The organism is Erythrobacter sp. S249 (assembly GCF_057364975.1).
Window position 1 is genome coordinate 2,769,814 of the sequence record NZ_CP200287.1, and the last position, 12,738, is coordinate 2,782,551.

General features: G+C 60.1%; 11 protein-coding genes. 1 reads left to right on the forward strand and 10 read right to left on the reverse strand.

Going from position 1 to position 12,738, the window contains the following annotated elements:
* Positions 1 to 23: 23 nt before the first annotated feature.
* The 10 genes from AC0V6V_RS13025 to hisG all read right to left on the reverse strand — a co-directional run bounded on the left by AC0V6V_RS13025 (position 24) and on the right by hisG (position 11,554).
* Entirely contained in the window at positions 24 to 1,550 is a 1,527-nt protein-coding gene (locus AC0V6V_RS13025) for a carotenoid oxygenase family protein (RefSeq protein ID WP_486165774.1), read from the reverse strand.
* An 84-nt stretch (positions 1,551 to 1,634) separates the two neighbouring features.
* Positions 1,635 to 2,570: an acyl-CoA thioesterase gene (locus AC0V6V_RS13030; protein ID WP_486165775.1), complete on the reverse strand. Its 936-nt coding sequence runs from the start codon at positions 2,568 to 2,570 to the stop codon at positions 1,635 to 1,637.
* A 45-nt stretch (positions 2,571 to 2,615) separates the two neighbouring features.
* The gene (locus AC0V6V_RS13035; protein WP_486165776.1) at positions 2,616 to 3,647 is read right to left on the reverse strand and encodes a GNAT family N-acetyltransferase; all 1,032 of its coding nucleotides are present in this window, start codon (positions 3,645 to 3,647) and stop codon (positions 2,616 to 2,618) included.
* Complete coding sequence (locus AC0V6V_RS13040; RefSeq protein WP_486165777.1) at positions 3,644 to 4,555, reverse strand: transcriptional regulator; 912 nt, start codon at positions 4,553 to 4,555, stop codon at positions 3,644 to 3,646. Before AC0V6V_RS13040 ends, AC0V6V_RS13035 begins: the two co-directional genes overlap by 4 nt.
* The gene (locus AC0V6V_RS13045) at positions 4,552 to 5,691 is read right to left on the reverse strand and encodes a GNAT family N-acetyltransferase (protein WP_486166365.1); all 1,140 of its coding nucleotides are present in this window, start codon (positions 5,689 to 5,691) and stop codon (positions 4,552 to 4,554) included. Before AC0V6V_RS13045 ends, AC0V6V_RS13040 begins: the two co-directional genes overlap by 4 nt.
* A 224-nt stretch (positions 5,692 to 5,915) precedes the next feature.
* Positions 5,916 to 8,030: a sodium-translocating pyrophosphatase gene (locus AC0V6V_RS13050; RefSeq protein WP_486165779.1), complete on the reverse strand. Its 2,115-nt coding sequence runs from the start codon at positions 8,028 to 8,030 to the stop codon at positions 5,916 to 5,918.
* A 157-nt stretch (positions 8,031 to 8,187) separates the two neighbouring features.
* Positions 8,188 to 9,045 (reverse strand): thiamine-phosphate kinase, encoded by an 858-nt coding sequence (gene thiL, locus AC0V6V_RS13055; protein WP_486165780.1) that lies wholly within the window; start codon positions 9,043 to 9,045, stop codon positions 8,188 to 8,190.
* A gap of 90 nt (positions 9,046 to 9,135) precedes the next feature.
* Positions 9,136 to 9,588 carry a transcription antitermination factor NusB gene (gene nusB / locus AC0V6V_RS13060; protein ID WP_486165781.1) on the reverse strand — a complete coding sequence of 151 codons (453 nt, stop codon included), beginning with the start codon at positions 9,586 to 9,588 and terminating at the stop codon, positions 9,136 to 9,138.
* Positions 9,585 to 10,874: a histidinol dehydrogenase gene (gene hisD, locus AC0V6V_RS13065; protein WP_486165782.1), complete on the reverse strand. Its 1,290-nt coding sequence runs from the start codon at positions 10,872 to 10,874 to the stop codon at positions 9,585 to 9,587. The genes nusB and hisD overlap by 4 nt, the downstream gene beginning before the upstream one ends.
* Positions 10,874 to 11,554 carry an ATP phosphoribosyltransferase gene (gene hisG / locus AC0V6V_RS13070; protein WP_486165783.1) on the reverse strand — a complete coding sequence of 227 codons (681 nt, stop codon included), beginning with the start codon at positions 11,552 to 11,554 and terminating at the stop codon, positions 10,874 to 10,876. The genes hisD and hisG overlap by 1 nt, the downstream gene beginning before the upstream one ends.
* A gap of 115 nt (positions 11,555 to 11,669) precedes the next feature.
* Between hisG and AC0V6V_RS13075 the strand changes: the two genes are divergently transcribed.
* Positions 11,670 to 12,734 carry a DUF2332 domain-containing protein gene (locus tag AC0V6V_RS13075; RefSeq protein WP_486165784.1) on the forward strand — a complete coding sequence of 355 codons (1,065 nt, stop codon included), beginning with the start codon at positions 11,670 to 11,672 and terminating at the stop codon, positions 12,732 to 12,734.
* Positions 12,735 to 12,738: the final 4 nt, after the last annotated feature.

Here is a 12,738-nt window from a genome sequence, read left to right on the forward strand (position 1 = left end):
TAGGGCTGTGCGCGCTCGCCGGATCAGGCAGCGGCCTCTTGCAACTGGCGAAGCTTGAAGGCGCGGTCGCTGGCCAGCTGCGAATGCTCGACCCAGGTGGAATGCACCCCGCTGCTGATCTTGTGCGGCAAAGCGAGGCGGCAGATCGGACCTTTCGCCACATCGCTGGCGTCCAGAATGGCGAGCTCAGATGTGCCGCTGTTCTCGTCGATCAGGAAGGTGACGAGATAGCCGTCATCCTCCGCCAGTGTCTCGCCGTCGGCGCCCTTGCGCGGGATCATCGGGCTCTCGCTGGCATATACGCCGTCCGGCAGGGTGAAGATATGCTCTTCGCCGGTCTTTGTGTCTTGCCGGACATAGCCGTTGAACAGGAACCAGCCGGGCCGGGCCGTCGTCGACCAGACATAGCGCGATTTGCGCATGGCAAAGGCTGGGTTGATCATACCAAATTCGACGATCCGTTCCGACAGGCGCTCTTCCTTGCACTCGCCGGTGGTCAGGTTGAAGCGCCAGCGGTGCAGGCGGCTCTTGAAACTGTGCTCATCGACATAGGCCATCATCCGCCCATGTTCGCCTTGCTCCTCCAGCGGCTGTGGCATGGGTTCGTCTTGGTAATAGCCTTCCATGACGACTTCATCACCGTCTGGCCCGCTCTCTTCCCAAGCGTTCGTCCAGTGCAGCACATAGGTCGGCGAGGCTTCGAACCAGCGGATGTCCTGCGCACTGCCATGGCGCGGGATCAACGCAAAACGAGTCGGTACTCCTTCGTGCAGGCGAGCGGCATGAATGCCGCGCTCAAGCAACTTCGCGTCCCAGAACAAGGGCATGTCGTTTAGGATCGACCAGTTCGGCGTGATCGCCATGTCATGCGGCAGGCGCGGACCATCAAGCGGGACCGGTGTGTAGTGAACCAGCTTACCCGTCCGGTCGACAACGCCGTAATGCATGTAGGGCGCGTGCACGGAATAGTTGAAGAACATCAGCTCGCCGGTGCTCTCATCCACTTTGGGATGGGCAGAAACTCCGTCAATCGGTCCCCAAGGCGCTTTGCCAAGGTTCTCCAAAGTCACCGGGTCCATCTGCCAGGCCTCGCCGCATTGATAGAGCGTTGCCAACGCGGTGCCCGCATGGACCAGAATATCGGTCGAGGCGGTGTCCTTAAGCCCGCCATGCGCGCCAAAGCCTGGGCGCAGCGACGTCCCGGGAGGGTCCATCAAGCCGCCCCACAGCGCCTGCCCTGCGATCTGCTCCGCCTCAAAGCACTGAGTGCGCACAAAGCGATTGCGATAGCTCGCCTTACCGCCCGAAATGTTCACTTGATGCACCATCGCATCACCGTCAAACGGATGGTGCCGGCCCAGCGGTTGGTGCGCCGGGTTCTCTGTATTGCGCAGGTAAATGCCATCAATATCGGCTGGAATTGTGCCCTCAATCACTTCCAGCTCATCCACATCCACCTCTTCGTGAACCGGCGTCCATGGCCCGGAAAGATATGGGTGGTTGCTGGGTTCAAGCGTCGCTTTAACCGGCGGTTGGCGAGTGATTTGCATTGCGGTGTTCTCCTGATCGCTCAGCCTAGCGGGGAGGGCGGTGATATCAAGGACAAGCGCTGCGCAGGCTGTTCTATTTCGCCTCTACTTCGCCTTGCGGCGCCGGATCATGCCTTCTTGAGCGATACTGGCGACGAGTTCGCCTGATTGGTTGAACACGCGGCCCCGGTTAAATCCGCGTCCATGGCCGGACCACGGGCTGTCGGTGGCGTAGAGCAGCCATTCGTCCGCGCGCGCTTCGCGGTGGAACCAGATCGTGTGGTCAAGACTCGCCCCGACCAGTTCGCCGCGCATCCAACTGAGCCCGTGGGGCAGGGCGCTGGTGCCGAGCAGCGTGAAATCGCTGGCATAGGTGATCACGGCGCGGTGCAGCCCTGGGTTATCCTCAATCGCGGGCAGCGGCGCGCCGGTGCGAAACCATGTGTGCGCTTTCGGTTCGCGCGGCTCAGAGTTCATCCAATGCAGCCGGTCAATCGTGCGCATTTCAATGGCGCGCGGGCGCAGCATCATCCGGCGCTGATCCTCGCTCAGCTTATCGCCCAGCTTCGACACCATCTCGTGGCGCACATCCATATCGCTGCGCAGCTCTTCCGGCCCCTCGACATCGGGCATCTCTGCATCGCTGTGTTCCAGCCCCGTTTCGGGTGTTTGAAAGCTCGCGGTCAGATTGAGGATCGGCTTGCTTTCGCCGGCTTCATTGGTCTGGCTGGCAACAACCCGGCGATTGGAGAAGCTGCGCCCGTCAAAATCGCGCGCGATCCGGTAGTCAATCGGCGGGCCTTCTTTGCCGCCGCGCAGGAAATAGGCGTGCAGCGAGTGCGCTTGTTTAGGCTCATCCACGGTCGCTTGCGCGGCCTGAATAGCCTGCGCCAGCACTTGGCCGCCAAACACGCGGCCCATGCCGCCTTTTTGCGGACGGCCGGTGAAGTTGTCCGGCGTGCTCTGTTCTACTGTGAGCAGTTTGATCAGCCCATCGACGAGCTGCTCATTGGTCGGAATATTGTCTGAAGTGTCGCTCATTTCGCCGCTCGCAATGCGGCGCGAGGGCGACAACGTCAAGCAGGCTTAGCGTTCCCACACCCGGCGCAGCAGAGCGGCTGGCAATGCGCCGCGCACAAACAGCAGATCAGAGACGCTGGAGGCCTCTTCTGCACCCATTTGTCGCTTGTAACCGCCATCGCCAAGGCCCCAGTCAATGCGGGCAAGGCTGCGCTTTGCGGCGCTCGTGAAATCGTCATAGAGCAGCACGCGTCCGGGCGAGAACTTATGGAATTGCTGATCAAAATTGTTCGCGATGGCATAGCGCGTGTCGCCGCAGTCGAGCCCAAAGGTGAAGGCCGCGGGGATATCGCCGACATGCAGCAAGCTGCCCCGGATCATTGCCGCGATCGCAGGGTCCTCAGCGATGCCTTCCCAGAATGAGCGCAGCGCCGGATCGTGGAATTTGGTGTCGCCGCCCTGTTCAAGCTGCCCGACCCAGGAATTGCTTTCAATTTCGGCAATGGCGTCGCGGGTTTCATAGGTCCAATCTTCGCCAGTGAAGTGCGAAATGGTGACCGGGCCGGTTTTCTCCAGCTGGCGAACGCGCCAACGATCTTTCTGCTGGCCTTTGGTCGAGGGCCAATTGCCTGACGCCGTCAGCACGACAAGATCGAGCACGAACAGCTGACCAACCGGGCGGGACAGCACGCGCCAGCCTGCCTCGGCTGCAGCGGCTTTGAGCACGTCGAGCGACGGATCGTCGTCGACCACCGGGCCCATGCGCCAGACATTGCCGAGCTGCTTTGCAAGCGCCTTTTCCTTGAGAGCCGCCGCGAGCTCTTCTGCTGTGCACTTGCTGTCCAATGGAGCGCCGCGAAACGGCCAATAGGCGCCTGAGACTTGCTTGATCGCGACGGGACCAAGCTTTTTCTCGCACATAGGAAAGGCGGCAATCGCTTTGCCATCATTGCTGCGCGCGACAAGCTCGGTCGTTGCCGGATCGCGGCCTGATGCAAACCACTGCGCCCTTAAGAAAGCGCGGCGCGGATCATCTGCCTCCGCAAGGCGGTCCAGCTCCGATTGGGGCTGCGTGTCTACAGGGAAAGGCGCGTTCATGACAGCGGCGGCAATCCAGCGCGGCCAAACAGGCGGCGCCATACGCGAAAGCTTAGCGCTTTGGCGCGGTTGCTGGCGGGCCAGCGTTTTGGCGCATTGGGCGTCAGACCGATCCGGCGCATCAGCACATTGGCGCAGCGCGCATCGCTCTCATCATAGCTCCAATTGGATCGCCAGGTGATCGACAGCGAAATCGAGCTGTGTGGCCCATTGCGCACGAAATGCGGGGCCATCACCGGCACATAAGCGGCATCACCAGGACCAAGCGGAAACTCACGGCCTTGCCCTTCAAAGTTATCGTCCCACTTGAGCTCGCGCGCCCCGCCTGCGTGATAAGCCTCGTGCTCACCATCGGCCGCAAAGCGCGTGTCGCCAGCGGGGAATTGGGTCATCACCTTGCTGCCCGTCACCTGCAGCAGAATGTTATGCTCTGGGTCGAAATGATAAGGCGTCACGGCATTGGGGCTGGAGATGAAAATGAACCCTTGCGGGGTCAGCATCTCGCCGGTTTTGGCCTCAATCTCAGCCTGCAATTCGCCGAGCAAATCGTGCAGCAATGCCTGATAGGATGGCACTTGCTCAACATTCTTGAGCACTGCCCAGCTGTTCGCCTCATGCACTTTGCGGATCGTCTCTGCGATGGTGAGGCCGTTGCTGTCCGGTTTGCCATCGACGCCAATCGGCAAATCGCCACGATTGTATTCGACCGAGCCTTCTGGAAGGCGCTCTGCCATGCCGGCCAGCGCTTCGATCTCCAGCAGAGGATGCTGATCGAGGGCATGGCGCAAAACATGCGGCGTTTCTGGATAGCGCGCGGCAAAGTGACCGCGCGCATTCGCATCAAAAATCGCCGGGGCAGAGGCGCGCGCGCTTTGCCAGTCGGTTGCGTCTGTGATGGGCGCGTTCATTGCGGGTTTCCTTTGCGCAGCTCGCGGCGCATCAATTGCTCAAACACCGCGCGGCGCAATTTCCCGCCGATCGCGACGTTGACGCTATGGATGCTGCGTTTCTCGCGCCACAAGCGCTCGATCATCGAGTGTCCTTCGACGGCACAGCTGTCGGCCCATTCGATAAATTCGTTATTGAGCAGCTCCAGATTGTCGAGCTGGAGCAAAAGGCCGGGCGAGTACTTCGCGTAACGCTCGTCAAAGGCGGTCTTGAAACTGTAGGCACCCGGCGGCGTTATGAAGTTTGCGAGCATCGCGATGGCTCGCGCGTCGACCCTCAAAGCGAGCCGTTCCAACCGGCCAGAGCGTGCCGCGCCGGCCAAGGCGTCGATAAAGAACTGTTCGGTATGGTCTGCGCTGGCGAGGGCGGAGCCTTCGGCACCTTTCCAGCCTGCGCGTTCCACGGAGAGAAACTCGCGGGTCCATTCGTCGATACCTTCTTCGCCTTCGGTCCGGTCCAAGCTGAGGGTGCCTTCTTCTGCGAGGCGTTTGCGCAGGCGGCGCAGCTCTTTGCGCCGTTTCTTGGTCATGGATGTCTCGAGATATTCCTCGGGTGAGATTTCGGCGTCCAGCATGGCGCGCTCTTCCCGGCGCACAATGGCGCTCGGGCGATCATGCTCGGCCAAGGCTTCGCGCAGGCCCTCGGCCACCGGGCCATCGGCGGGCAATTGCGGCAAATGCAGGAACAGCGCCTGGCGCGGCTTGTGGTCGAGCGCGGTGAACAAGGTGCGCCAGAAATCGATCTCATGCCCTTTGGCGATCAAGGGCGCTCCGCAAAAGCTGTTTGCGTGCAGCGCAGCGCCGCAATGCGGCACGGGATAGCCGTAATATTGGCGGGATTGCTCAAGCGGGATGAGACCTAGCAGGTTGCCGCCAACGATATAGGCGAACACTTCGACCTTCGCGCTTTCTGGCAAATTGGCGAGCGAGGCGGAGAGAAACCACTCTTCGAAAAAGGGGTTGGGTTCGGCCGCGCAATTGGTCAACTCGTCCCATGCGGCAAGGAAAGCAGTGCGGCTGATTTGGGCAGGCGTCAGGGCATGCATCCCATCGCTCCAACCCGCAAGCGGGCCAGAGTGAGAAGGGGCGCTGGGCATTGCAGGCGCGCTTGCCATGTCCATCCGTTAACCTTTTCCCAGCGTGCAGAATCGCGCGCGGGGCGAGGTTTAGGCCATATGACGTTAAGGAAGCGTTTGTGCGACGCGCTTGGAGTGCGAGTGTTTGAACGTGGCGTCGGACCACAAAAAACCCCGCCAGACCTGCGCCCGGCGGGGTTCAAAAATGTTTGCAGCCGATTGTTCAGCTGCAGATTGGCGTCAGATCAATGCCCGCCAGCCAGCGCCGCGAGCAGAAGCAGCGCGACGATGTTGGTGATCTTGATCATTGGGTTCACGGCTGGGCCAGCGGTATCCTTATAAGGATCGCCGACGGTATCGCCGGTCACAGCGGCCTTGTGCGCCTCTGAGCCTTTGCCGCCGTGATTGCCATCTTCGATGTACTTCTTGGCATTGTCCCATGCGCCGCCGCCAGCGGTCATGGAAAGCGCCACGAAGATGCCCGAGATGATCACACCCAGCAGCAATGCGCCTAGAGCGGCAAAGCCCTCTGCCTGGCTGCCTGTTGCCGCTGTCACAGCGAAGTAGACAACGATAGGTGCCAGCAGCGGCAGCATCGAAGGCAGGATCATTTCCTTGATCGCCGCTTTCGTTACCAAATCGACCGTACGCGCATAATTCGGACGGCTAGTCCCGGCCATAATGCCAGGATCTTTCGAGAACTGGTCACGAACGTCGATAACCACATCGCCAGCAGCGCGGCCAACGGCGGTCATGCCCATCGCACCGAACAGGTACGGGAGCAGCGCGCCGAGCAGCAAGCCAACAATGACATACGGGTTTTCAAGGCTGAAGCTGACTGCAAGATCTGGGAAGAACTCTTTGAGGTCAGCGGTGTAGGCCGAGAACAGAACAAGAGCAGCCAGACCGGCAGAACCGATTGCATAACCCTTGGTCACAGCTTTCGTGGTGTTGCCAACGGCGTCCAGCGCATCGGTTTTTTCCCGAACGCTTTCTTCCATCTCAGCCATTTCAGCGATGCCGCCAGCGTTGTCGGTGACAGGACCGTATGCGTCCAAAGCAACAACCATACCGGCCAGCGCCAGCATCGAAGTTGCCGCGAAGGCAATGCCCATCAGACCAGCGAGCTGGTATGTCACAATGATACCGATCACGATCACAATGGTTGGTAGTGCGGTCGATTCAAGGCTGATAGCCAGACCTTGAATGACGTTGGTGCCGTGTCCAGTCTCAGACGATTTCGCAATCGAGCGGACCGGGCGGTATTCTGTGCCCGTGTAATATTCGGTGATCCAGATGATCAGGCCAGTGATGACCAATCCAACCATCATCGCCAGGAACAATGACATGCCAGTGAACGTGTTGTCGCCCAGGGTGTATTCCGTGGCCATGCCAACCGCATAATCGGTCGCAAAATAGATCGCGACAGCGGACAGGACCGTGGTGACGATAAAGCCCTTGTAGAGCGCGCCCATGATGTTGTTCGAAGAACCGAGACGAACAAAGTACGTCCCGATGATCGAGGTCACGATGCACACACCGCCAATGATCAGCGGCAGGCTCATCAGCGCAAGTAGGCTGTCAGCGGCAAGGCCGGTGAACAGCAGAGCGGTCAGAACCATGGTCGCGCCAACGGTGACAACATAGGTCTCGAACAAGTCAGCGGCCATGCCAGCACAATCGCCAACATTGTCGCCCACGTTATCGGCGATGGTCGCCGGGTTGCGGGGATCATCCTCTGGAATGCCGGCTTCAACCTTGCCAACCAGATCGGCGCCGACGTCGGCAGCCTTGGTAAAGATACCGCCGCCCAAACGCGCAAAGATAGAGATCAGCGAAGCGCCAAAGGCGAGGCCGACTAGCGCGTCGATGACTTCGCGTTTCTCAGCCAGGACAGTCAGGTCCATGCCCATTGTGCCAACGAGTACGTAGAAGAACCCTGCGATGGACAGCAGCGCGAGGCCCGCAACCAGCAGGCCGGTAACCGCACCAGCGCGGAACGCTACTGTCAGCCCTTGTTGAAGGCCGGTTTCAGCCGCCGCCGCTGTGCGCACATTGGCACGCACAGAGATGTTCATCCCTATAAAGCCAGCCACACCGGACAGAACAGCACCGACAACAAAGCCGATGGCCGAAACCGCGCCAAGGAAAATGAAAACGAGTATGGCAACCACCACACCGACGATGCCGATCGCAGTATATTGCCGTTTGAGATAAGCCTGTGCGCCTTCTTGAACGGCGCCAGCAATTTCTTGCATTTTGGCGTTCCCGGCACTCGCGCTGAGAACTTGTTGGCTGGTGACAATGCCATAGATGATGGCAACGACGGCCAGCCCAATTGATATGAGTGTTAAGTCCACTGAATGAATCCCCTCTCCCAGGATGAAGATTGCGCCTGGGTTCTCCCATTGACGCAGTGGATTGAAGCATACGGACTGATGTCAAGCTGGCAAGGAGGAAACGGGGCGGCTCCGCCCATTTTACCAGTTTTGCTGAGAGCGGCCGGGCAATTCGGGATCATCCGTGCTGATAGCCCAGGCCCTGCGCATTGACGATTGGGTTGCCATCGAGCGTGAGTGGAGCAAAGCCGAGCGGCTGAACATTGCCAATTCGTGTGGCGGGAACGGGCAGGGTCAGTCCCTCTTGCGCGGTAAATAGCAGCTCGTAGTCATCGCCCCAGCGCATGCAGTCCTCGCGCCTCTTGCTACCCACTACCGGCACACTCTCGCTCTCGATTGTTAGTGTGACCTCGCTCGCCTCCGCGAGGCGGAACGCATCGAGCAGCAGCCCGTCTGAAACGTCCATCATGGCGCTGACATGCGGCGCTAGTGATTGCCCTTGCTGCAATAGTGGGCGAGGGCGGTTGAACGCCTCGAGGTGCTCAGTCGCACCTTCAAAGCCGAGCATGGCGGCACCGAGCATGCCGGTGATATAGAGAGCATCGCCGGGTAACGCGCCGCTGCGCGACGGAACCGGCGTATGCATTGCCCGGCCAATGACGGTGAGACCAAAGGTCAGCGGACCTTCAGCGGAAACGGTGTCTCCACCTAGAATTGGCACATTGTAGCGGCTGAGCGCTTCGCTGAGACCCGCAAGGAAGCGTTCGTCATCTCGCCCCAGCGAATGGCCCAGCAATACGCCAATTGGCTCAGCTCCCTTGGCTGCGAGGTCAGACAGGTTTGAGGCGACCAGTTTCCAGGCAACATTAGCCATGTCGGCATCGGGGCGAAAATGCGTGCTCTCGGCCATAACGTCATGGGTTAGGACCAAAGTTTCGCCGCCGATCTCCAAGACGGCGCAGTCATCGCTTAATCCGCGCGCACCAGAATGGAGCGGCAGAGCGCGCAAGGCGGCGATGAAATCGACTTCATTCATTGAGCGACCTTATCCATTCGTCCTGAGCCTGTCGAAAGGCAACGGATTTTGGAGTGCTCTCGCATCGACATGCTCGGCATGGTGGAACTTTTAAATTCGTGCGTCCTTCGACACTGCATCCAGGATGCCATTCACAAACTTCGCTTCGCGGTCATCGAAGAATGCCTTCGCCACATCAACATATTCGTTGATCGCCGCTGCGGCTGGCACATCGTTGCGTGCGAGCAGCTCGTAAGTCCCGGCGCGCAGGATTTGCAGCATGGTTTTGTCGAGGCGTTTCAGCGTCCAGCCATCGGCCAGTTTGGCGGTCAGCAAAGCGTCGATCTCTTCGCCGCGCGCGTCAACTCCGCGCACGACATCATCGAAGAACTCGACTTCGGCATCGGCGAATTCGTCTTCATCGATCGTCTTGCCGAGGCGGTGCTGATGAAACTCATCGAGCAACTTCGCGAGCGCAGTGCCCTCCATCTGCAGTTGATAGAGCGCCTGGACGGCGGCGAGCCGCGCGGTTGAGCGGGCTTGAGAGCGAGCGGGTGTGTTCATTTCAGGCGAAGTTCCACTGATTTGGCATGCGCGGGCAAACCCTCTGCATGGGCAAGGGTCGCCGCCGCCGGACCGATCGCAGCAAAGGCATCGTCATCCAGTGCGATAAAGCTGGTTCGTTTCATGAAGTCGAGCACGGACAGCCCGCTGGAAAAACGCGCGCGCCGGCCGGTTGGCAATACGTGATTGGGCCCGGCGACGTAATCGCCCACGGCCTCTGGCGTCATCCGGCCAAGGAATACGCTGCCCGCGTGATTGATCTTCGAAAACAGCGCTTCGGGATCAGCCACAGCGAGTTCGACGTGCTCAGCGGCCAGTCGGTCCGCGAGTGCAGGCGCCTCGTTCAAGTCTTCGACCAGAATGATCACGCCGTGATCGTCCCAGCTTTGCTTGGCGGTTTTTCCGGTGGCGAGCTGCGACAGCTGCACGGTCACGCGGTCTTCAACCTGAGCAGCGCAGGTCCGGTCATTGGTGATCAAAATGGACTGAGAGGTCGGGTCATGCTCGGCCTGGCTCAGAAGATCGGCGGCGATCCAGTCTGGATCATTGTCGCAATCTGCGATCACCAGAATTTCGCTCGGCCCTGCGACCATGTCGATGCCGACAACGCCGTAAAGCTGTCGCTTGGCCTCTGCGACATAGGCATTGCCGGGGCCAGTGATCACATCGACCGGCTTGATCCGCTCGGTGCCATAGGCCAGCGCGCCGACCGCTTGCGCTCCGCCAACGCGCCAAATCTCGCTCACGCCTGCGACGTGCGCGGCGGCGAGAACAAGCGGATTCGAATTGCCCTTGGGTGTCGGCGTAACCACGACAATGCGCTTAACACCTGCGACCTTAGCTGGGATTGCATTCATCAGCAGTGACGAAGGATAGGCCGCGCGCCCGCCCGGCACATAAAGCCCGGCGGCATCAACGCTGCGCCATACCGCGCCTTGGCGCACGCCAGCTTCATCGGTGAAGTCGCGGTTCGCCGGGATTTGATCGCGGTGATAGGCCTCAATCCGGGCAGCGGCGAGGTTCAAGGCGTCGCGCAATTCCGGTTCAAGACCGTTATACGCTGCCTCGCAGCTTTCAGGCGAAATCGACCACTCTTCGTCAGTGCTCAGGTTGTGCCCATCAAAGCGCTGGCTGTATTCCACCAGCGCCGCATCACCCTTTGCTTTCACGCGGGCGAGGATGTCGCTGACTTTCCCAGAGACGTTCTCGCCGCTTTCGCGCCGGGCATTGACGATCTTGGCAAAGCGCTGCTCAAAATCGGCATCTTTCGTCGACAGCTTTTGCATTAGGCGACCTGCTTTTCGGCGGCTTGCGCTTCCATATCGGCGCGGAATGCGGCGACAAGCTCAGCCACGCGCGGATCGGTTTTCAGCGCCGCACGGTTCACGATCAGCCGGGCAGAGATATCGATGATCTTCGATGTCTCGACTAAGCCATTGTCCTTCAGCGTCCGTCCGGTCGACACCAGGTCAACGATCTGACGCGCGAGGCCAAGTGACGGGGCGAGTTCCATCGCGCCATTGAGCTTCACGCATTCGGCTTGAATGCCCTGCGCCTCAAAATGGCGCCGGGTCAGGCTGGGATATTTGGTCGCAACCCGAAGGTGGCTGGCGCTGGATTGCTCTTCCGTGTCATCCACACGCTGCGCAACCGAGAGGCGGCAATGGCCGATATCAAGGTCCACCGGCGCGTAAAGATCAGCGTAATCAAACTCTTCGATCACGTCAGAGCCAACAATTCCAACTTGCGCCGCGCCATGCGCCACGAACGTCGCCACATCAAACGCGCGGACCCGGATGAGTCGCATATCGGCGCGATTTGTGCCAAAGCTGAGCGCGCGGTTGCTCTTGTCGTGAAACGCGGCCTCGGGCTCAACACCGGCGCGCGCCATCACAGGCAGAGCCTCATCGAGGATCCGCCCCTTGGGAATGGCAAAGGTGAGCTGGCCTGAATTGTCCGTAGTCATTGCGGAGCTGCACTTAGGCATTGCACTGCCAAAGGGCAACACGGACGATCAGGTAAACCTGCCTTTGATCGCGCGACCAAGATGGTGAGGAGACACGTTACATGAGTGACAGGGCATGAGCGACGGGGCGATTATGGATACCTCAGACTTTGACGCGGCGCTGGATTGGCAGGCGACCCATGCCGAGGAAAACGGAGCTCCGTGCACCGCGCGAATTGTCCGGGCTTTGGCTGCTGTGGCAAAGGGGGAGACTGCCGTCGCTCAGCGGATGACGAACTGGCCGGGCCTTACTCTGAAGGACGCCATGCCGCTCAGAATTGCGGGCGGCTTGCACTATTTGGTTTTGAGCGGTGCGGATGATCGTTTGGTCCCGGTGTATCGCGGCGAGATCACTGACCAGGGCAAGGTTGATGCGCTGGTTTGCGCGGTGGTGGAGGCGCATGACGCAGCACTCGTCCCATGGCTTGATGGACCGCCGCAAACCAATGAGGCCGGGCGCTCAGCCAGCATCATGGCCGGTCTGTTGTGGCTGGCTGGCTGCGTGCCTGCGAAGTTCGATATGTTTGAACTCGGCGCAAGTGCCGGGGTCAACACTATGATGGACCGCTACTTTTACCGCTTGGGCGAGACGGAAAGCGGGCCGCCAAGCTCTCCAATGCAGATCAAACCCGAATGGCGAGGCGCTTCACCGCCGACCGCCGAAATAGACATCACCGCCATTTGCGGCTGCGATATTGGACCGATTGACTTAAGCGATACGGATGCGGCTCTGCGGCTGAAAAGCTATGTCTGGCCGGACGCGCAGGAGCGCATGCAGCGGATCGACGCCGCAATTCAGCTCGCGAGCGAGCGCGCGCCCGATATCGTGCAAATGGACGCAGGCGAATTCGTGCGGGAGCAATTGGCCAAGCCGCAAGAACCCGGCACGACCCGCGTCATGTTTCACTCGATCATGTGGCAATATATGCCTGCAAGCACTCAAAGTGAGATTACGGCTGCGGTTATGGCGGCTGGTGCCGAGGCGAGCGCCGAGAAACCATTGGCATGGGTTTCGCTTGAAACCGACCCTGCGACATTCCGTCACGAGCTGAGGGTTCGCTACTGGCCCGGCGGGGAAGAGGAGGTCTGCCTCGCACACGCGCACCCGCACGGGGCTTGGGTAGAGTGGAGCGGGGGCTAGAGCT

Excerpts from the sequence above, each read along its gene's own strand:
- AC0V6V_RS13025 (WP_486165774.1), bottom strand. The coding sequence starts at position 1,550 with ATGCAAATCACTCGCCAACCGCCGGTTAAAGCGACGCTTGAACCCAGC.
- AC0V6V_RS13030 (WP_486165775.1), bottom strand. The coding sequence starts at position 2,570 with ATGAGCGACACTTCAGACAATATTCCGACCAATGAGCAGCTCGTCGAT.
- AC0V6V_RS13035 (WP_486165776.1), bottom strand. The coding sequence starts at position 3,647 with ATGAACGCGCCTTTCCCTGTAGACACGCAGCCCCAATCGGAGCTGGAC.
- AC0V6V_RS13040 (WP_486165777.1), bottom strand. The coding sequence starts at position 4,555 with ATGAACGCGCCCATCACAGACGCAACCGACTGGCAAAGCGCGCGCGCC.
- AC0V6V_RS13045 (WP_486166365.1), bottom strand. The coding sequence starts at position 5,691 with ATGCCCAGCGCCCCTTCTCACTCTGGCCCGCTTGCGGGTTGGAGCGAT.
- thiL (WP_486165780.1), bottom strand. The coding sequence starts at position 9,045 with ATGAATGAAGTCGATTTCATCGCCGCCTTGCGCGCTCTGCCGCTCCAT.
- nusB (WP_486165781.1), bottom strand. The coding sequence starts at position 9,588 with ATGAACACACCCGCTCGCTCTCAAGCCCGCTCAACCGCGCGGCTCGCC.
- hisD (WP_486165782.1), bottom strand. The coding sequence starts at position 10,874 with ATGCAAAAGCTGTCGACGAAAGATGCCGATTTTGAGCAGCGCTTTGCC.
- hisG (WP_486165783.1), bottom strand. The coding sequence starts at position 11,554 with ATGACTACGGACAATTCAGGCCAGCTCACCTTTGCCATTCCCAAGGGG.
- AC0V6V_RS13075 (WP_486165784.1), top strand. The coding sequence starts at position 11,670 with ATGAGCGACGGGGCGATTATGGATACCTCAGACTTTGACGCGGCGCTG.